Here is an 18,770-nt window from a genome sequence, read left to right on the forward strand (position 1 = left end):
CCTGGAGCCCGGCATGATCGCATTCCGCCAACTCGCCCTGCAACGCGGTACCCGCCAACTGTTCGCGGGTGCCGATCTGGTGCTGCACGAGGGCCAGAAGGTCGGCATCGTCGGCGCCAACGGCGCTGGCAAGTCGAGCCTGTTCGCCCTGATCCGGGGCGAGCTCGGTGCCGATGCGGGTAGCGTGGAGATTGCCGGAGGCAAGCGCATCGCCCACATGGCGCAGGAAGTGTCGGCCATCGACCGTCCGCTGGTGGAGTATGTGCTCGACGGTGATGTCAGCTTGCGCGAAACACAGACGGCGCTTGCCGAAGCCCAGACCAACGGCGAGATGCAGCGCGAGGCCGTTCTGCACGGTGAGATCGAGGCGCTCGATGGTTATAGCGCGCGTTCCCGCGCCGAGCAGCTGTTGGCAGGGTTGGGTTTCGGGCAGGATGACCTCTACCGTCCGCTGGCGGATTTCTCGGGCGGTTGGCGCATGCGTGTCGGTCTGGCGCGGACACTCTTCACGCCGTCAGAGATCATGCTGCTCGATGAGCCGACCAACCACCTGGATCTGGATGCCCTGCTGTGGCTCGAGCAGTGGCTGACGCGCTACCCCGGTACGCTGATGTTGATCTCACACGACCGTGATTTCCTCGATGCAGTCTGCGATCACATCCTGCACATCGATCAAGCCCAGTTGATGCTCTATCGTGGCCATTACAGCGCCTTCGAGCGCGCGCGCGCCGAGCGTCAGACCCAGCAGCAGGCGGCGTTCGAAAAGCAGCAGGCTCGACGCGCCGAGATCGAGGGCTTCGTCGCGCGCTTCCGCGCCCAGGCGACCAAGGCGCGCCAGGCCCAGAGCCGGCTGAAGATGCTCGAGCGTATGGAGAATATCGCCGCGGCCCGCGTCGATTCGCCGTTTCGCTTTCAACTGCCGTGTGCCGACAAGACTTCCACGCCGTTGCTGTCGCTGGACCAGGCCGCGCTGGGATACCCCGATCGCATGATCCTCGAAGGGGTGAAAGTGTCGATCGTGCCGGGCGAGCGCATCGGCCTGCTGGGCCCCAACGGGGCGGGTAAATCGACGTTGATCAAGACCCTGATCGGCGATCTGTCGCCACTCGCCGGTACGCGCGTGCCCGGCGACAACCTGGTGGTCGGCTACTACGCCCAGCATCAGTTGGAGCACCTGGATATCGGCGCCACGCCGTTCATGCATGTTCAGCGACTCTCGCCCACAGCCAGCGATCTGTCGATTCGCAATTTCCTCGGCGGGTTCGGTTTCCGTGGCGATGATGTGTTCGGCGATGTGTCGCGCTTCTCCGGTGGCGAAAAGGCGCGCCTGGCGCTGTCGCTGGTCGCGTGGGAAAAGCCCAATCTGCTGCTGCTGGATGAACCGACCAACCACCTCGATCTGGACATGCGCGAGGCACTGGCCGAAGCGCTGGCGGAGTACGAAGGGGCGGTGATCATCGTCTCTCACGACCGCCACCTGTTGCGGGCCAGTGTGGATACGTTCTGGCGTGTCGCCGAAGGCCGGGTCGAGCCCTTCGATGGCGATCTCGATGACTACCATCAATGGCTCAAGTCCCGTGAGCTGGAGCTGAGGCGAGACCTGAAGCAAGAGATGGCCCAGGAGAAACGACCGTCGGATGGCGGCGACCGCAAGGCGGCACGACGTGCGGCGGCGGAGCGACGCGAGCAGATGAAGCCGCTGCGCAAACAGCGCGATACGGCGGAAAAAAAGCTCGATAAGGCCCAGAGCGCGCTTTCCGAGCTCGAAACCCAGCTGGCGGATCCGGACATCTACGACGCCGGACGCAAGGACGAACTTGCCCGGCTGGTACGCGAACAGGGCGAGCGTCAGGCCGAAGTGGAACGACTCGAGCACGAGTGGATGGCGGCGGAGGAGGCCCTGGAAACGCTGGAGGCGGAGCTGCTGCAGGCCGAATCCTGAGTTGTCTTCAGCGTCGCGTCGAGCGTCTACACTGATGACGAAATTCCGACTCGAGGATAGGCCTCATGCCTTACGATTCCCGTGACGACATTCCCGATAGCGCGCGCAAGGTTTTGCCGCCCCACGCACGTACGATCTATAAAGAAGCCTTCAACAGCGCCTGGGACGAGTACGACAAGCCCGGTGATCGACGTGGTGACAGCTCACGCGAAGAGACCGCTCACGCCGTGGCCTGGAAGGCGGTCGAGGCGAAGTACACGAAAGGCGACGACGGCAACTGGCATCCCAAGTCTTGAGCTACGCGCTATGAAGGGAAGTGCTTTTCTTGATGAGTTTTTTCATGCAGTGAGTGGCTCGACAAGCGTAATGAGCGAATTTCCAACGCCGCCTGGATGAGCGCAATAGCTTGTAGTCCAACTCACTCGGCGTAGATCATTTTCCTGGTCATCCCTCCGTCGACGCTGATGTGCTGGCCGGTAATGAAACCCGCCTTGTCGCTGGCCAGGAATGCCACCGTGGCGGCGACGTCGGCCGGTTCGCCGACCCGCCCGCCCGGATGCTGGTCGCGGTCGATATCGCGATGTACCGGATCGCGACGTTGGCCGGCCTTTTGCCAGGGGCCGGTTTCGATCCAACCGGGGCAGATCGCATTGACGCGGATGTCCGGTCCCAGGCTGATGGCCAGGGCCTGGCTCACTGCCACGCCCTGAGTTAATCTGATGCCAACGCAGGAGCGCGTTAACGGTCGGCCTCGATTCGGGTTCGGCCGCATTCATAACGAAGCAAGGGGTAAGATATGCGCAATATCATTTATCTCATCGGTCTGGTGGTCGTGGTGCTTGTAATTCTGTCCTTCCTGGGACTGCGTTAAACATCGATTGACGACACCCTGCAGACCACAGTGGTGCAACCAATGCCCCGGGGAGTCATCGCTCCCCGGGGCATTTGTTGTTGCCATATCGCTCACGGGCCATTCGGCCTTTTACTGCAAGTGATGGTGTGTCGCCTGGGTCACAGACTTATTGCTGCCCGATCATTAGCGACTTGATGTTGACGAATTCGAGCATGCCATAGCCGCCGTTTTCACGACCGTAGCCGCTTTCCTTCGCGCCACCAAAGGGCAGATTGGGCTGGGCAATGTAATAGCCGTTAACGCAGACCATGCCGGTATCGAAATGATAGCGAGCCTGACGGACAGCGCGCTCTTCTTGGCAAAAACTGAAACCTGATTTTCGAGGCTCGACCGTCAATCTTCTCTCAGGTTTCCAGCAGAAAGGTCACCGGACCGTCGTTGATCAGCGCAACCTGCATGTCCGCGCCGAAGCGCCCGGTAGCCGTATTGGGCCATGCTTGGCTCGCCTGCATGACTAGATGATCGAACATGGCGCGTCCGTGCTCGGGTGGCGCGGCGCTCGAGAAACTCGGCCGCAGACCCTTGTCGGTTGCGGCCACCAACGTGAACTGGGAGACCAGCAGCAGGCCGCCACCGATCTGTTGTAGGTTGCGGTTCATGCGATCTTCATCGTCGGCAAACACGCGGTAGTTCAGCAGCTTGTGCAGCAGACGATCGGCACGCGTCGAGTCGTCGTCAGCGGTGACGCCGATGAGTGCCAGCAGGCCCTGGTCGATGTGACCCAGGATCTCGCCGTCGACGCTGACCGATGCCTGACTGACTCGTTGAATCAAGGCTCGCATAACGCTGTCGCCTCTCTCGAAGCAGGGGGGATCGGTGAGCGGGAGATTAACACGCTGAGTCGAGCACGGAATGATCGAGATCAATAGCGAGCAAAGCATTATTGAAAAGCGTCGCGTTTAGAACGTATGTTTATGTTACTAACGCCTCCGGTCTCATCGACATGCTCGACTTCCTCTAGCGAAAAAGACGTCGAGTCAGCAGGTTGAGCAGGGAAGTTAACGGCAATTGTCATGAGTCAATAAAGCCTTTGACGCCCGGCGCTGGGGAGGTGCTACTATCCGAAGAGACCAAGCCACCATGAATTGTCATGCTTTTGGTCAAGTGAATCATGACAATATCGGCGAGGCCACGCCTAACGGCCGTAACGACAAGAGATCGCACAACGCCACCGACAACTCGATTCAATCGTGACCTGCCGAAGCGGGTCCGAACCTTGCAGACGGAGATTTTGAACGATGCGACATAACATCAATAAAGACGTCACGACTCAGAGCAAGAGCGTCGCCACGCTCGGTAAAAGCGTTACCACACTGATCGCCGGTTCTGTACTTTCCTGCCTGGCAGTCGGCGTCGCCCAGGCAGCTTCTCTCCAGGAGATCAAGGATTCAGGCTCGGTCAAGATCGCCGTCGCCAACGAGATTCCTTACGGCTACATGGACATGAGCGGTGAAGCCAAAGGCGCAGGTCCCGATGTCATTCGTCATATCATGAATGAGATGGGTGTCGACGACATCGAATGGGTCACCACCAACTTCAGCTCGCTGATTCCCGGCCTGCAGGCGAACCGTTTCGATATCGCCGCGGCCGAGATGGCCGTGCTGCCGGATCGCTGCCAGCAAGTGATCTACTCGGAGCCCAACTCTTCCTACGGTGAGGGTCTGCTGGTCAAGGAAAGCAACCCCAAGGATCTGCACGCCTTTAGCGACTTCGTCGATGGCGATGGCAAGATTGCGATCATGGCCGGTGCCGACCAGCTCGATATGCTGCAGGCGCTCGGGGTGCCGCAAGAGAACATGGTGACGATCTCCAGCAATGCCGACGCGATTTCCACGGTTGCCACCGGCCGCGCCGATGCCTACGCCGCGACCAGCCTCACGGTCAGCGAACTGGCCGGGAAGAGCGACGACGTCGAGTCTGCCGGCGAGTTCAAGGATCCGGTCATCGATGGTGAAGAGGTGCGAAGCTGGGGCGCCTTCGCGTTCAACAGCGACAACACCGAGCTGCGTGATGCCGTCAACCAGGCATTGGAGAAGTACAAGCAGACCGATGACTGGAGCGAGACGCTGATGGGCTACGGCTTCAGCCAGGCCGATGTCGACGGCTCCAGCCACCACACCACCAAGGAACTCTGCACCGCGGACTCCTGAGCGTATTCACAGCCAAGTCTGTGAGCTCGACCTGATCGCGGATGCCCGCACGATGGCCATAGCGGAAGCCCTGGCCATCGCCACGAGCGGCAATCCGCGATGTCATCGAGCGGTGCCGGCATTGCCGGGACCGTTCGTCAGGTCGTGTCCGAACCCGTCACTGCGGAGTCTTCCCGATGGAATGGACGAGCTATCTCGCCCCCTTGTCCCAGGGCGCGTGGGTGACCGTGCAGCTCACGGTCTATTCGACGATTCTGGGCGGCCTTTTTGCCTTTCTATTCGGTCTCGGCAAGCTCTCCCATAACCCTCTCGTCAAGGGTTTCAGCGTTGCCTACATCGAGATCTTTCGCGGCACGTCGCTGCTGGTTCAGCTGTTCTGGATTTATTTCGCGTTGCCGATCCTGGGTCAGGCGATCGGGCTCGATCTGCGCTTCCCGCCGGTCGCCGCCGGGGTTGCGGCACTGGCATTGAATATCGGCGCCTACGGGGCCGAGGTCGTGCGTGGCGCGGTGCAGGCGGTGCCCAGGGAGCAGTACGAAGCGGCGACTGCGCTCAATTTTACCGGGCGCAAGCGGCTGTGGCGGATCACGCTACCCCAGGCAATTCCCGAAATGATGCCGACCTTCGGCAATCTCGCGGTGCAGAATCTCAAGGACACGGCGCTGGTGTCGCTCATTTCGCTGGGCGACATGGCCTTTCGTGCCGAGCAGATTCGCAACTTCACCCAGGATAGCGTGACCGTCTACACCCTGGTGCTGTTCATGTATTTCGGCATGGCGCTGGTAGTCACCGCGTGCATGAAACTGCTGGAACGCTACGTTGGCCGCTGGCGCGCGGCGGGGAGATAACGCATGTTTTTCGGCATCGAATGGGATACCAGCAGCCAGTGGGCTTTCGCGGTTTCGATCTTTCCGATTCTGCTGCATGGCCTGGTGATAACACTGGAGGCCACTGTCGTCGGCTTCTTCATTGCGCTCGCGTTGGGGTTGGTGCTGGCGGCGCTGAAAAGCGCGCCGACACGCTTCATCCGCTGGCCAGCCAAGCTGTTGACGGAGTTCATCCGCGACACGCCGCTATTGATCCAGCTGTTCTTCTTGTTCTACGTCCTGCCCGAGTTCGGGCTGACGCTGCCGGCATTTCTGACCGGCGCGCTGGCATTGGGCGTGCAGTACAGCGCCTACACCTCGGAAGTCTATCGTGGCGGCCTCGAAGCGGTGGCCAGCGGTCAAAGGGAAGCGGCGCGGGCACTGAATCTGGCCCCGGCCAGAACCTTCACTCACATCATTTTGCCGCAGGCGATTCCGCGCATCATTCCGGCGCTGGGTAATTACCTGGTGTCGATCATGAAGGATGTGCCGGTGCTCGGCGTGGTTACCGTGCTGGAAATGCTCGGCGTGGCTCGGATCATCGGCGACCGCACCGGCGGCTATTTGATTCCGCTGACGATGGTTGGCGGAATCTATCTGATCCTGACGATCATCGCTTCTCTGGGTGTGCGCTACCTGGATACCCATCTGCCCAAACGAGGCCTGTCTCTCAAATGAACGATGCCACGGAAATTCGCGACGCCGGGGAAATGAGCGACCCTATTATCAAATTCGACAAGGTCGTCAAGCGCTTCGGCGACCACGTGGTACTCGATGAACTCGATTTCGAGGTTCAGCGCGGTGAAAAGGTCACCATCATAGGGCCATCCGGTTCTGGCAAATCGACCGTGCTGCGTATCCTTATGACGCTCGAGCCCATCAACGATGGCGTCGTCTATGTCGGTGGCCAGCCGCTGTGGCATCAATGGCGCGGCGACGAGTTGATTCCCGCCGGCGAGCCGCATCTGCGCGAGATGCGCAGCCATATGGGCATGGTCTTTCAGCAGTTCAATCTGTTCCCGCACATGACGGTGCTGCGCAATCTGACCGAAGCGCCCGTACAGGTGCTTGGCATCAACAAGGCGGAAGCGAAGAAGCGCGGCATGGAACTGCTGGAAATGGTGGGTCTTGCCGATCAAGCCAGCAAATATCCGCACCAGCTGTCCGGCGGGCAGCAGCAGCGCGTGGGGATTGCCCGCGCGCTGGCGATGCGGCCCAAGGTCATGCTGTTCGACGAACCGACCTCGGCGCTGGATCCGGAACTGGTCGGTGAAGTGCTGAACGTCATCCGCTCCCTGGCCGACGAGCACGACCTGACCATGCTGCTGGTGACCCACGAAATGCATTTCGCGCGTCAGGTCTCCGACCGTATCTGCTTCTTCGATCAGGGACGGATCAAGGAGCAGGGCAAGCCGGAAGATATTTTTACCGCGCCGAAAGAGGAGCGCACCAAGGCTTTCCTCAAGGCTGTACTCGATCCCGACGACTAAGGGACTTCAGCGTGACGACCGCCGCTTGGCGAGTTCGCGGCGCCGGTCCAGCCAGTCCATCGACAGCCCCGAAGTCATGCCGTGAAAGAGTATCGACACGAGCACGATGAAACTGACCAGGGTCCAGGCACTGTCGATCTCTCCAAACGTCTGCTGATTGGTGGCATAAGCGAGATAGTAGAAAGACCCCACGCCGCGGATGCCGAACAGGCTGACCACCGCTCTCTCGCGCGTGGTCATGTGCGAACCCATGAGGCCGATCATGCCGGCGAGCGGGCGGACGATGAACAGAATCGCCAGGCCGACGCCGGCCATGGTCCAGCTCAGCCCGTCGAGCACGGGGCCGACGAGCGCGCCGCCGAACATCACCAGCAGCATCATCATCAGCAGCCGCTCGATCTCCTCGGTGAAGTCGTGCAGACGGATGTGATAGTCGTGAACCTCCTCCTGGGTGCTGCGCAGGGCAAGCGCACCGACAAAAACGGCGATGAAACCGTAGCCGTGAATTGCCTCGGCACCGGCGTAGGTCACGAAGGTGCCGCCGAGGGCGACGAACCCTTGCCCGGTGCTGGCCAGCGACAAGCGTCCCGAGTGGAACATGAACATGGCCAGTAGCCAGCCGAGTAGCCAGCCAGCGCCGGCCCCCGCGAGGATGCGCCACAACACGTCGACCGTGAACCAGTGCCAGGTCCAGTCGCCAAGCGTGAGGCCGTGAGTGGCAATGGCGAGAGCAAGATAGGTGAACGGAAAGGCGAGACCGTCGTTGAGTCCGGCTTCCGAGGTCAGGCTGCGGCGTACGCCGTCGCTGGTGCCTGAGCGCGGCGGCCCGACCTGAACGTCGGCGGCCAGAACCGGATCCGTCGGGGCGATCACCGCGCCAAGCAGGACCGCCGTCGCCCAGGGAAACCCTAATGCCATGGCGCAGAGCGTCGCGGTGGCGGCGATGGTCAGCGGCATGGTAATGCTGAGCAGGCGGCTGGTGTCGGCCCAGAAGCGCCACTTGAGAGGATCGTCGATACGTAGCCCTGCCCCTGCCAATGAAATGATGACAGTGAGCTCGGTGAGGATCTCGGTGGTCTGAGGATAGTTGCGAGGCTGCAGGCCTTTCTCATTGATCAAGGCAAAAAAGAGCGCACCGATGGCGATGCAGATGATCGGCAGCGACAGAGGCAGTCGCTTGATCAGCACGGGTACCCATGCCACCAGCAACATCAGGATGCCAAAGCCGCCAAGAAATATGATGTGGGGGTCCATTCAGGCAACGATCTCCCTAAGTGACGGGCTGGGGTTCCCTCCCCGAAGCCTTTGTCGAACTCGATGACGAGTAGCCGCTATTCGTCCTGGCAGAGATAGCGTAGAGGGTATTCGGCGATCTGCCCGAAGAGTTGGGCGCGCGTGCCCCTGACGTGCATTACCACCAGGCGTGGAAATGGTGTGGCGGCCCCTTGCCCTGACCGACGTTCAGCCGCTCGCTGGCCTCCAGTGCCTGATGTAGCCATCGTTTGGCTGCGCCGATGGCATCCTCGACACCGTCATCACCGGGCGATAGATGGGCAAGCCGAGCGGCAATCGCCGACGAGAGCGCACAGCCGGCTCCGTGAAGATTGCGGGTCGTCAGGCGCGGCGCGTTCAGCCAGCGTTGACCTCCCGGCATCCACAGCAAGTCGGGGCAATGGCCCAGTGGTAGATGGCCTCCTTTCAACAGGCCGTAGCGCGAACCCAGTGCGACCAGCCCCGCAGTCATCGTCTCCATCTCCTGCGGCGTCCGCGGGACATCGGCGTCGAGCAGTGCTGCGGCCTCCGGCAGATTGGGCGTGATGACGTCGGCAAGCGGGACCAATACCTCTCTGACCGCCCGCAGGCCGGCATCGTCCACCAGCCGGTCACCGCTCTTGGCGACCATCACCGGATCAAGCACGATCCAGCGTGGGCGACGCCTGCCCAGCGCCTCGGCAATCGTCTCCGCCACCTCGCGGCTGCTGACCATGCCGATTTTGACCGCATCGACGGCGACATCGTCGAGCAGGTTGTCGAGCTGGGCCCGGATCATCCTGGCCGACACCGGCTCCACCGCTCGGACGCCGCAGGTGTTCTGGGCAATCACGGCGGTAATCACGCTGGTGGCGTAGGTGCCATGGGCGGAGAATGTCTTGATATCGGCCTGCAGGCCCGCGCCGCCGGAAGGATCCGAGCCGGCGATCGTCAAGACATTGGGAATCGGGTGAGAAAGCATGTGCTGAACATTGCAAGGGGTGTCAGAATGGCTAGCCTAGTGTAAAGAGCTACGTTTGCCTAATGGCGGCGTCGTCCCGCGGCCGATAAATTGACGCCCCGAGAACAATCAGAAGTTTACGTAAATGACGAAGCCGGCCGCTGCCGGCGTGAATGGCGCTCACCAGATTGGTCGCAGGGCCGCCATAGGACGATTAGCAGGCTTGTTACTACGTCGTCGTCGTGTAGAATCGTAAACTTACGAACCTGTCAGTTTCGATCCGCGTCGTCATACGTCGAGGTTCCGTTACTTCCGCGAGGGAACGCATGTCCGATCAGGCCTCTGCATGGATTGCCAGCTACTGGGCTACCGGGTTGTTCGTGGTGGCTATCGTGGCGCTCTGCGGACTGATGATCGGGGCTGCCAGCCTGCTGGGCGGACGCAGCCACGGACGCAGCAAGTCTCTCCCTTTCGAATCCGGCATCGTTGGCGCCGGGTCCGCGCGACAACGCTTTTCGGTCAAGTTCTATCTCGTTGCCATGCTTTTCGTGATATTCGATATAGAGGCCGTTTACCTGTTCGGCTGGGCCGTCTCCGTACGCGAGGTGGGCTGGACGGGATTCGTGGCAGCGGCAGTCTTCATCTTCATTCTGTTGGCCGGCCTGATCTACGACGCTCGCGTTGGCGCCCTCGACTGGGCGCCGCGCAAGCGCGGGCACGAAAACGCGCCGAGAGCGCGAGAACTGGCCGCCGTGCCTGGCGTTGATCGCCCTGTTCGCCGAGAAGAGAAAACGCGTTGAGCCGGGCATCAATGATCGCCCCGGCGATCGCGATAAAGATAATGATGGGAGTCTGGCGCCCGTGACTGACCAGTGCTTCCGCGACCGTTTTCCTATCTGGTTTGTTGAGGCTCACTATGCAGTACACCCTGACCCGTGCGGAGGGAGACGATTCCGCGGCTGATCGCTACCCTCTCGGCCAACGCGAGCTTGTCGATGACCCGATGAAACAGCAGGTTCATCGCAACGTTTACATGGGCAAGCTCGAGGACGTTCTTCACTCTGCGGTGAACTGGGGGCGCAAGAACTCCTTATGGCCGTACAACTTTGGCCTTTCCTGCTGCTATGTGGAGATGACCACCGCGTTCACCGCCCCCCACGATGTCGCGCGCTTCGGCGCGGAGGTCATTCGCGCCTCTCCGCGTCAGGCCGATTTCATGGTCATCGCAGGTACCTGCTTCGTCAAGATGGCGCCCGTCATTCAGCAGCTCTACGACCAGATGCTCGAGCCCAAGTGGGTGATCTCGATGGGCTCGTGCGCCAACTCCGGCGGCATGTACGATATCTACTCGGTGGTTCAGGGCGTCGACAAGTTCCTGCCGGTAGACGTTTACGTGCCCGGCTGCCCGCCGCGCCCCGAAGCGTTTCTGCAAGGTCTTCAATTGCTGCAGGAGTCGATTCAGGAAGAGCGGCGCCCGCTCTCCTGGGTGGTCGGTGACCAGGGCGTCTACCGTGCCGAGATGCCGTCTCAGCGCGAGAAGCACCGCGATCGTCGGATTGCGGTCAAGGAGCTGCGCACCCCGGATGGTATCTAGTCCGATCGCTCGCCTCGATCGCACTTGCCATTGATTCTTGTGGTCGTTATCGACCATTGATTTTTGCACCGGGGGCCGCCAGCCATGACTGCAGCCGATGATTCTCGAAACGAGAACACCATAACTTCCGGCGGCGCTTCCAGCGCCGCCGGCCATGCCGACGTCGTGGCGGAATTGGCGCGACATTTCGGGGATGCCGCTTTCACCCCGCAGGACACGATGACCGCCATGCCGGTGATCTGGGTTGCCCGCGAGCAGTTGCGCGACATCCTCATTTATCTACGCAAGCTCTCGGCACCGTTCTCGATGCTCTACGACCTCAGTGCGGTCGACGAGCGTCTGCGCACCCACCGTCGCGGGTTGCCGCCCTCCGACTTCACCGTCTTCTACCAGTTGCTCTCGGTGGAGCGGAACGCCGATCTGATGATCAAGGTCGCATTGCACGAACGTGACCTTACGCTGCCGTCGATCAGCGATATCTTCGTCAATGCCAACTGGTACGAGCGTGAAGTGTTCGACCTGTTCGGGATCGACTTTGCCGGTCATCCGCACCTGACCCGGATCATGATGCCGCCGACCTGGACCGGCCATCCGTTGCGCAAGGATTACTCCGCCCGCGCCACCGAGTTCGATCCCTACACGCTGACCGTGAAAGGGCAGGAGGTCGAACAGGAAGCGCTGCGTTTCGATCCCGAGGCGTGGGGCATGAAGCGCGAGGGCGAAGAGACCGAATTCATGTTTCTCAACCTCGGCCCCAACCATCCCTCGGCTCACGGGGCTTTCCGACTCGTGCTCCAGCTCGACGGTGAAGAGGTGGTCGACTGCGTGCCGGATATCGGCTATCACCATCGCGGCGCCGAGAAGATGGCCGAGCGCCAGTCTTGGCATAGCTTCATCCCGTACACGGATCGTATCGATTACACCGGCGGGGTGATGAACAATTTGCCCTACGTCCTGGCGGTGGAGAAGCTGGCCGGCATCACCGTGACCGACCGTGCCAAGACGATTCGGGTGATGATGGCGGAAATGTTCCGCATCAACAGCCACCTACTGTTTCTGGGTACCTATCTGCAGGATCTTGGCGCGATGACGCCGGTGTTCTTCACCTTCACCGATCGCCAGAAAGCCTACGAGGTGATCGAGGCGATCACCGGTTTCCGCATGCATCCGGCGTGGTATCGCATCGGCGGTACCGCTCATGATCTGCCCAACGGCTGGGATAAGCTGGTCCAGGGCTTCGTCAACTGGATGCCCAAGCGCCTCGCCGAGTACGAGAGGGCGATGATGGACAACGCCATCGTTCGCGATCGCACCAAGTTCGTCGCGGCCTTCGATACCCAGCAGGCCATCGACTGGGGCGTTACCGGGCCCAACCTGCGTGCCACCGGACTCGATTTCGATCTGCGCAAGAAGCGGCCCTATTCCGGCTACGAAAATTTCGATTTCGAAATCCCCACGGCGGTCAATGGCGATGCCTTCGATCGCGGCATGCTGCGCATCGAAGAGATGCGCCAGAGCGTGCGTATCCTGCAGCAGTGCATCGACCACATGCCGGCTGGCGACTACAAGGCGGATCATCCGCTGACCACGCCGCCGCCGCGGGAAAAGATGCTGCAGCACATCGAGACCCTGATCACCCACTTCCTGCAGGTCTCCTGGGGGCCGGTATTGCCGGCCGCCGAGTCGATGCAGATGATCGAGGCGACCAAGGGCATCAACAGTTACTACCTGACCAGCGACGGCAGCACCATGAGCTACCGCACGCGTATTCGCACGCCCAGCTTTCCGCACCTGCAGCAGATCCCCGCCGTGATGCGCGGCGGCTTCGTGCCGGATCTGATCGCGCATTTGGGCAGTATCGACTTCGTCATGGCCGATGTGGACCGATGAGGATGGCTGAGATGGGACGACCGACATGACTAGCACTACGACGGCTGGCACCACCACGATGACTAGCACCATCGCCAGCGACGGCTTCACGCTCGACCCCGCCGATCGCGAGGCGATCCTCGAGGAGCGTGCGCACTATCCTTATCCGCAGGCGGCGAGCATCGAGGCGCTGAAGATCGTGCAGAAGCGCCACGGCCACGTGCCGGACGGTGCCATCCCGGCGATTGCCGAGACGCTGGGCATCGGCGTCGCCGACGTCGAAGGCGTGGCAACGTTCTACAGTCTGATCTTCCGCCAGCCGGTCGGTCGTCACGTCATCCTGATCTGCGACAGCAGTTCGTGTTTCCTGACCGACTACGAGGAGCTGCGCGACGCTTTCATCGCGCACCTGGGTATCGGCATGGGCCAGACCACGGCGGACGGGCGTTTCACGCTGCTGCCGGTGTGCTGCCTCGGGGCCTGCGACCGCGGCCCGACGATTCTGATCGGCGAGGATCTGCACGGCCCGGTCGTTCCGGACGAGATTCCCCGACTGCTGGAGGGCTATTCATGAAGTTCTTGGTCATGAAGTTACTGGAGGGTCATGCATGAGCCGTATCCTGCAACCCGCCAGCGAGCGCCGCGCCGAGACCCATCCGCTGACCTGGCGCCTGCATGATGATCAGTCGCCGGTGCTGCTGGACGAATATCGTCGCACCCAGGGCTATGAAGCGGTCACCAAGGCGCTCGAGCAGTACACCTACGAGACGCTGACCGAAGAGGTCAAGACCGCCAATTTGCGCGGCCGCGGCGGCGCCGGTTTCTCTGCCGGCTTCAAATGGAGCCTGACCGTCAAAGGGGAAGACAAGCCCAGGGGCTATATCGTCTGCAATGCCGACGAGATGGAGCCGGGCACGTTCAAGGATCGCCTGTTGATGGAGCAGCAGCCGCACCTGCTGATCGAGGGCATGATCCTGGCCGGCTTCGCCAACCGCTCGAAGCAGGGCTATATCTTCCTGCGCGGTGAATATCATCGTGCCGCCGCCTCGATCCAACGGGCGCTCGCGGACGCTCGTGCCGAGGGCTGGCTGGGTGCCAATGTGCGCGACAGCGGCTGGGATTTCGATATCGCGCTGCACACCGGCGCGGGGCGCTATATCTGCGGCGAAGAGACCGCGCTGATCAACTCGCTCGAAGGCAAGCGGGCCAATCCGCGGGCCAAGCCGCCGTTCCCCGGGCAGTCGGGCGCCTGGGGGTTGCCGACGGTGGTCAACAACGTCGAGACGCTATGCAACGTGCCTGGCATCGTCAATAACGGTGCCGACTGGTTCCAGGCGCTTTCCGGCGATCTCAGCAGCGATGGCGGCACCAAGCTCTATGGCGTTTCCGGCAAGGTCGAGAACCCGGGGCTGTGGGAATTGCCGATGGGTACCACCGGCAACCGGATCCTCGAGCTTGCCGGTGGCATGCGTGATGGCCTGACGCTCAAGAGCTGGCTACCCGGCGGCGGCAGCACCGGTTTTCTGTTGCCCGAACATCTCGAACTGGCGCTCGATTTCGACACCATCGGCAAGACCGGCAGCCGCATGGGCACCGGGCTCCTGACCGTGGTGGCCGACAACCAGAGCATGGTCTCGTTGACCCGTAACCTCGAGGAGTTCTTCGCTCGCGAATCCTGTGGCTGGTGTACGCCGTGCCGCGACGGCCTGCCTTGGAGCGTCAAGCTGTTGCGTGCGCTGGAAGCCGGTGAGGGCGAGCCCGGCGATATCGAACTGCTCGAGCAGATGGCCCGCGACCTTGGCCCGGGCAAGACCTTCTGCGCGCATGCGCCGGGGGCGGCGATGCCGCTGGCATCCGCAATCCATTATTTCCGTGACGAGTTCGAGCGCGGCGTTACCCGGCCCAAGGGTAAGGCGCATGCGGACCCGATCCCGGTCGGCAGCGTGTAGGAGGAGTTTGACGCCATGGCCACCATTCACGTCGACGGCAACGACTACGAAGTCGAAGACAGCGACAATCTGCTCCACGCCTGCCTCTCGCTGGGTCTGGATATTCCCTATTTCTGCTGGCATCCGGCGATGGGCAGCGTCGGCGCGTGCCGCCAGTGTGCGGTAAAGCAGTACAAGGATGCCGACGACGACCGCGGCATGCTGGTGATGTCGTGTATGGCGCCGGTCAAGGACGACGCCTACATCTCTATCGCCGATGAGGAAGCCAAGGTCTTCCGCCAGACGGTGATCGAGTTCCTGATGGTCAATCACCCCCACGACTGCCCGGTCTGCGAAGAGGGTGGCCACTGCCATCTGCAGGACATGACGGTAATGACCGGCCATGACCGTCGCCGTTATCGCTTCCGCAAACGCACGCATCGCAATCAGGATCTGGGGCCGTTCGTCGCCCACGAGATGAACCGCTGCATTACCTGCTACCGCTGTACGCGCTTCTATCAGGATTATGCCGGCGGCGAAGATCTCGGCGCCTTCGGTGCCCACGACAACATCTATTTCGGCCGGGTTACCGACGGTACGTTGGAGAGTGAATTTTCCGGCAATCTGACCGAGGTCTGCCCGACCGGCGTCTTCACCGACCAGACCCACTCCGATCAATACACCCGCAAATGGGATCTGCAGTTCGCGCCCAGCGTCTGCCACCAGTGCGCGTCGGGCTGCAATATCAGCCCCGGTGAACGCTACGGTGACATTCGCCGGATCGAGAACCGCTACAACGGCGACGTCAACGGCTACTTCCTCTGCGACCGCGGCCGTTTCGGCTACGGCTACGTCAACCGCAAGGATCGCCCGACGCGTCCCGAGAGCCGCAACGTCAGCGACACCACGCCGATGGAAGTCGACGAAGGACTGGATCGTGCCGCCGACGCGTTGCGCGCCGCCAAGCGAATCATCGGGATCGGCTCGCCCCGGGCCAGCCTCGAGAGCAATCACCGGCTGCGCCAGCTGGTCGGTGCCGCCAACTTCTCCACCGGGATCGAAGCCGGCGAGCTGGCGCGAATCCGACGTATGGAAGCACTCAACCGCGACGCCGGCCTGACTACGCCGAGCCTGCGCGAGATCGAGAATTGCGACGCGATTCTGGTGCTGGGTGAAGACCTGCTTCAGAGCGCGGCGCGGATCGCGCTTTCGGTGCGCCAGGCGGTCCGCAGCAAGGGCGCCGAACTGGGCGAAGCGCGTGGCATCCCCGAATGGAACGCCGAGGCGGTGAAGACCATCGCCCAGGATGCCGGCCATCCGCTATTTCTGGCGACGCCGGATGTCACCAAGCTCGATGGTATCGCGGCCCATGCCGAGCGTGCTGCGCCCGACGATATTGCCCGCCTCGGATTTGCCGTGGCACAGGCGCTCGATTCCACCGCGCCGGCCGTCGAAGGTCTCGACGACATTACCGCGCAGCTGGCCGAGCACATTGCCGATACGCTGATGGCGGCCAAGAAGCCGCTGGTCATCGCCGGTGAGTCGCTGGGTTCGATGGCGATCCTCGAGGCCGCCGGTAACGTCGCCCGCGCGCTGGCCCGGCGCCAGAAGACGGAGGCCGGTCTGACCCTGGTGCGCCGCGAGGCCAACAGCGTCGGGCTCGGCCTGCTGGGCGGGGAATCTCTCGACTGGGCGCTGGAGCAGCTCGAAGGCGACGCCGACGGCGTGGTGATTCTCGAAAACGATCTCTATGCCCGGCTGCCAGCTGCCCGCATCGACGCTGCCCTGAATCATGGCGCTGCCGTGGTCGTGGTCGACCATCAGCGAACGCCGACCTGGGAGCGCGCCGATGTCGCATTACCGGCAGGGACGTTCGCCGAGAGCGACGGCACTCTGGTCAGCCTGGAAGGCCGCGCGCAACGCTTCTATCAGGTGTTCGATCCCAGCTACATGCGCCCCGACACCCGTATCCGCGAAAGCTGGCGCTGGCTGCACGCGCTCCACGCGACGCTGGAACGCCAGCCGGTGGAAACGATTCTGCTCGACGACCTGACTCAGGCCGTTGCCGAGGACGCCCCTGCATTCGCACCGCTGCATCAGACGACGCCGGAAGCGATGTTCCGCGTTCACGGCTTGAAGCTTGCCCGCGAACCGCACCGTTACAGCGGACGCACCGCGATGCGCGCCAATCTCGACGTCAACGAGCCGCGCGCGCCGGTCGATCTGGACACCCCGTTTGCGTTCTCGATGGAGGGATACGCCGGTTACCAGGAGCCGCGCCGCGATGTCGCTTTCGCCTGGGCGCCAGGCTGGAACTCGCCGCAGGCGTGGAACAAGTTTCAGGACGAGGTCGGTGGGCATCTGCGTGCCGGCGATCCGGGCAAGCGGCTGTTCTCCGGCCCGGGCGCCGGTAGCGCGACCGAGGGCGCCGGCTACTGCCGCGAGATCCCCGAGGCCTTCACCGCGCGGGACGGCGAATGGCAGGTGATCGATCTGCCGCAACTATTCGGTGGCGACGAGATGTCGCGTCGCGCCGAACCGATTCGCGAACGCATGGCAGCGCCGCAGGTTGCGTTGAGCGAGGCGGATGCCACTCGGCTTGGCGTTGCGTCCGGCGAAGCCGTGTCGGTCTCGTTCGATGGGGTCAGCTTCAGTCTTCCGGTGCGCCTTAGCGCTGGCCTGCCGGCGGGTGTGGTCGGGTTGCCGAGCGGTACGATTCAGGATGTTACCGGCGCATTGACGCCGGGCGTCACGCGATGGGGTCGCATCACGCGAGCCGATGGGAGTCAGGTGTCAGCCGGGGAGGATCGCACATGAGCTGGTGGACGCCACAGGTCGAGGCAACGCTGATCGCGATGGTCCAGGCGGTGGTCATCCTGCTGGTGGTGGTCGTTTCCGGGGCGGTGTTGAGCATGGTCGAACGGCGCCTGTTGGCGCTGTGGCAGGATCGCTACGGCCCCAACCGGGTCGGACCGTTCGGACTTTTGCAGATCGCAGCGGACATGCTCAAGATCTTTTTCAAGGAAGACTGGATCCCGCCGTTCGCCGATCGCACCTTCTTCGTGCTGGCACCGGCGATCGCCATGGCCTCGCTGCTGCTGTCGTTCATGGTGATTCCGATCACGCCGAGCTGGGGCGTGGCCGATCTCAACATCGGCATTCTGTTCTTCTTCGCCATGGCCGGCATCAACGTCTATGCGGTGCTGTTCGCCGGCTGGGCCAGCAGCAATAAGTACGCGCTGCTCGGGGCACTGCGTGCCTCTGCGCAAACGCTTTCCTACGAGGTCTTCATGGGGCTGGCGGTGATGGGCATCGTCGCCATGACGGGCTCGTTCAACATGCGTGACATCGTCAATGCGCAGGAGAACGTCTGGTTCATCATTCCGCAGTTCTTCGGCTTCTGCACGTTCATCATCGCCGGCATCGCAGTGACGCACCGACATCCGTTCGACCAGCCCGAAGCCGAGCAGGAGCTGGCCGATGGCTACCACATCGAATATTCCGGCATGAAGTGGGGCATGTTCTTCGTCGGTGAGTACATCGGCATCGTGCTGATGTCGGCGCTGTTGGTGACGCTGTTTTTCGGCGGCTGGCATGGGCCGTTGCTGCCGCCGATCGTCTGGTTCCTGCTCAAGACGGTGTTCTTCGTCGTCCTGTTCGTGCTGTTGCGGGCGGCATTGCCGAGACCGCGTTACGACAAGGTGATGAACTTCGGCTGGAAGGTGTGTCTGCCGCTGACACTCGTCAATCTATTGATCACCGGGGCGATGATTCTGATCATCGACCCGGCGACCTGAGGGGATCAT

The 18,770-nt window shown here is 62.2% G+C and carries 18 protein-coding genes; 13 read left to right on the forward strand and 5 right to left on the reverse strand.

What is annotated here, in order from left to right; all coding sequences use genetic code 11:
- Window positions 1–13: 13 nt before the first annotated feature.
- Window positions 14–1,942, forward strand: coding sequence for an ABC-F family ATP-binding cassette domain-containing protein (locus DOM27_RS03025; RefSeq protein WP_110654559.1), 1,929 nt, complete (start codon window positions 14–16; stop codon window positions 1,940–1,942).
- 65 nt (window positions 1,943–2,007) lie between these two features.
- Complete coding sequence (locus DOM27_RS03030) at window positions 2,008–2,238, forward strand: ChaB family protein (RefSeq protein WP_110654560.1); 231 nt, start codon at window positions 2,008–2,010, stop codon at window positions 2,236–2,238.
- 122 nt (window positions 2,239–2,360) lie between these two features.
- Here the strand turns inward: DOM27_RS03030 and DOM27_RS03035 are convergent, their stop codons facing one another.
- The 3 genes from DOM27_RS03035 to dtd form a co-directional block, all read right to left on the reverse strand.
- Entirely contained in the window at window positions 2,361–2,639 is a 279-nt protein-coding gene (locus tag DOM27_RS03035) for an SDR family oxidoreductase (protein WP_245392564.1), read from the reverse strand.
- Between the two features lie 322 nt (window positions 2,640–2,961).
- A complete protein-coding gene (locus tag DOM27_RS18000) occupies window positions 2,962–3,192 on the reverse strand; it encodes an aldehyde dehydrogenase family protein (protein WP_223162262.1) in 231 nt (76 codons plus the stop codon).
- A 7-nt stretch (window positions 3,193–3,199) separates the two neighbouring features.
- Window positions 3,200–3,637 carry a D-aminoacyl-tRNA deacylase gene (gene dtd, locus DOM27_RS03045; RefSeq protein ID WP_110654562.1) on the reverse strand — a complete coding sequence of 146 codons (438 nt, stop codon included), beginning with the start codon at window positions 3,635–3,637 and terminating at the stop codon, window positions 3,200–3,202.
- A gap of 456 nt (window positions 3,638–4,093) precedes the next feature.
- Here dtd and ehuB point away from each other — a divergent pair, with 456 nt between their 5' ends.
- From ehuB to ehuA, 4 genes are all read left to right on the forward strand, one after another.
- The gene (ehuB, locus tag DOM27_RS03050; protein ID WP_110654563.1) at window positions 4,094–5,005 is read left to right on the forward strand and encodes an ectoine/hydroxyectoine ABC transporter substrate-binding protein EhuB; all 912 of its coding nucleotides are present in this window, start codon (window positions 4,094–4,096) and stop codon (window positions 5,003–5,005) included.
- A 176-nt stretch (window positions 5,006–5,181) separates the two neighbouring features.
- Window positions 5,182–5,853 carry an ectoine/hydroxyectoine ABC transporter permease subunit EhuC gene (ehuC, locus tag DOM27_RS03055; protein WP_110654564.1) on the forward strand — a complete coding sequence of 224 codons (672 nt, stop codon included), beginning with the start codon at window positions 5,182–5,184 and terminating at the stop codon, window positions 5,851–5,853.
- A 3-nt stretch (window positions 5,854–5,856) separates the two neighbouring features.
- Window positions 5,857–6,549 carry an ectoine/hydroxyectoine ABC transporter permease subunit EhuD gene (gene ehuD / locus DOM27_RS03060; RefSeq protein WP_110654565.1) on the forward strand — a complete coding sequence of 231 codons (693 nt, stop codon included), beginning with the start codon at window positions 5,857–5,859 and terminating at the stop codon, window positions 6,547–6,549.
- Entirely contained in the window at window positions 6,546–7,361 is an 816-nt protein-coding gene (gene ehuA, locus DOM27_RS03065) for an ectoine/hydroxyectoine ABC transporter ATP-binding protein EhuA (RefSeq protein WP_280952109.1), read from the forward strand. Before ehuD ends, ehuA begins: the two co-directional genes overlap by 4 nt.
- A gap of 6 nt (window positions 7,362–7,367) precedes the next feature.
- Here the strand turns inward: ehuA and DOM27_RS03070 are convergent, their stop codons facing one another.
- Window positions 7,368–8,615: a cation:proton antiporter gene (locus DOM27_RS03070; protein WP_110654566.1), complete on the reverse strand. Its 1,248-nt coding sequence runs from the start codon at window positions 8,613–8,615 to the stop codon at window positions 7,368–7,370.
- Between the two features lie 157 nt (window positions 8,616–8,772).
- A complete protein-coding gene (thiD, locus tag DOM27_RS03075) occupies window positions 8,773–9,594 on the reverse strand; it encodes a bifunctional hydroxymethylpyrimidine kinase/phosphomethylpyrimidine kinase (RefSeq protein WP_110654567.1) in 822 nt (273 codons plus the stop codon).
- A 305-nt stretch (window positions 9,595–9,899) separates the two neighbouring features.
- Here thiD and ndhC point away from each other — a divergent pair, with 305 nt between their 5' ends.
- From ndhC to nuoH, 7 genes are all read left to right on the forward strand, one after another.
- Window positions 9,900–10,373: an NADH-quinone oxidoreductase subunit A gene (gene ndhC, locus DOM27_RS03080; RefSeq protein WP_110654568.1), complete on the forward strand. Its 474-nt coding sequence runs from the start codon at window positions 9,900–9,902 to the stop codon at window positions 10,371–10,373.
- 116 nt (window positions 10,374–10,489) lie between these two features.
- Complete coding sequence (locus DOM27_RS03085; protein WP_110654569.1) at window positions 10,490–11,167, forward strand: NuoB/complex I 20 kDa subunit family protein; 678 nt, start codon at window positions 10,490–10,492, stop codon at window positions 11,165–11,167.
- Between the two features lie 84 nt (window positions 11,168–11,251).
- Window positions 11,252–13,057: an NADH-quinone oxidoreductase subunit C/D gene (nuoC, locus tag DOM27_RS03090; RefSeq protein WP_110654570.1), complete on the forward strand. Its 1,806-nt coding sequence runs from the start codon at window positions 11,252–11,254 to the stop codon at window positions 13,055–13,057.
- A 25-nt stretch (window positions 13,058–13,082) separates the two neighbouring features.
- Window positions 13,083–13,610, forward strand: coding sequence for an NADH-quinone oxidoreductase subunit NuoE (nuoE, locus tag DOM27_RS03095; protein WP_110654571.1), 528 nt, complete (start codon window positions 13,083–13,085; stop codon window positions 13,608–13,610).
- Window positions 13,611–13,644: 34 nt separating this feature from the next.
- Window positions 13,645–14,985, forward strand: a complete 1,341-nt coding sequence (gene nuoF, locus DOM27_RS03100) for an NADH-quinone oxidoreductase subunit NuoF (protein ID WP_110654572.1) — start codon at window positions 13,645–13,647, stop codon at window positions 14,983–14,985.
- 15 nt (window positions 14,986–15,000) lie between these two features.
- A complete protein-coding gene (nuoG, locus tag DOM27_RS03105; RefSeq protein WP_110654573.1) occupies window positions 15,001–17,781 on the forward strand; it encodes an NADH-quinone oxidoreductase subunit NuoG in 2,781 nt (926 codons plus the stop codon).
- On the forward strand, window positions 17,778–18,761 hold the full coding sequence (gene nuoH, locus DOM27_RS03110) for an NADH-quinone oxidoreductase subunit NuoH (protein WP_110654574.1): 984 nt from the start codon (window positions 17,778–17,780) through the stop codon (window positions 18,759–18,761). The genes nuoG and nuoH overlap by 4 nt, the downstream gene beginning before the upstream one ends.
- Window positions 18,762–18,770 lie beyond the last annotated feature (9 nt).

The sequence above is a fragment of the Salinicola halimionae genome, from assembly GCF_003206065.1.
In the GTDB taxonomy this organism is placed as follows: Bacteria; Pseudomonadota; Gammaproteobacteria; order Pseudomonadales; family Halomonadaceae; genus Salinicola; species Salinicola halimionae.

Bases quoted from the DNA above. Each gene is read 5' to 3' on its own strand.
- ehuD (WP_110654565.1), top strand. From the start codon at position 5,857: ATGTTTTTCGGCATCGAATGGGATACCAGCAGCCAGTGGGCTTTCGCG.
- dtd (WP_110654562.1), bottom strand. From the start codon at position 3,637: ATGCGAGCCTTGATTCAACGAGTCAGTCAGGCATCGGTCAGCGTCGAC.
- ehuB (WP_110654563.1), top strand. From the start codon at position 4,094: ATGCGACATAACATCAATAAAGACGTCACGACTCAGAGCAAGAGCGTC.
- DOM27_RS03085 (WP_110654569.1), top strand. From the start codon at position 10,490: ATGCAGTACACCCTGACCCGTGCGGAGGGAGACGATTCCGCGGCTGAT.
- nuoE (WP_110654571.1), top strand. From the start codon at position 13,083: ATGACTAGCACTACGACGGCTGGCACCACCACGATGACTAGCACCATC.
- nuoG (WP_110654573.1), top strand. From the start codon at position 15,001: ATGGCCACCATTCACGTCGACGGCAACGACTACGAAGTCGAAGACAGC.
- nuoH (WP_110654574.1), top strand. From the start codon at position 17,778: ATGAGCTGGTGGACGCCACAGGTCGAGGCAACGCTGATCGCGATGGTC.
- nuoF (WP_110654572.1), top strand. From the start codon at position 13,645: ATGAGCCGTATCCTGCAACCCGCCAGCGAGCGCCGCGCCGAGACCCAT.
- DOM27_RS03025 (WP_110654559.1), top strand. From the start codon at position 14: ATGATCGCATTCCGCCAACTCGCCCTGCAACGCGGTACCCGCCAACTG.
- ndhC (WP_110654568.1), top strand. From the start codon at position 9,900: ATGTCCGATCAGGCCTCTGCATGGATTGCCAGCTACTGGGCTACCGGG.
- ehuC (WP_110654564.1), top strand. From the start codon at position 5,182: ATGGAATGGACGAGCTATCTCGCCCCCTTGTCCCAGGGCGCGTGGGTG.
- ehuA (WP_280952109.1), top strand. From the start codon at position 6,546: ATGAACGATGCCACGGAAATTCGCGACGCCGGGGAAATGAGCGACCCT.
- nuoC (WP_110654570.1), top strand. From the start codon at position 11,252: ATGACTGCAGCCGATGATTCTCGAAACGAGAACACCATAACTTCCGGC.
- DOM27_RS03070 (WP_110654566.1), bottom strand. From the start codon at position 8,615: ATGGACCCCCACATCATATTTCTTGGCGGCTTTGGCATCCTGATGTTG.
- DOM27_RS03030 (WP_110654560.1), top strand. From the start codon at position 2,008: ATGCCTTACGATTCCCGTGACGACATTCCCGATAGCGCGCGCAAGGTT.
- thiD (WP_110654567.1), bottom strand. From the start codon at position 9,594: ATGCTTTCTCACCCGATTCCCAATGTCTTGACGATCGCCGGCTCGGAT.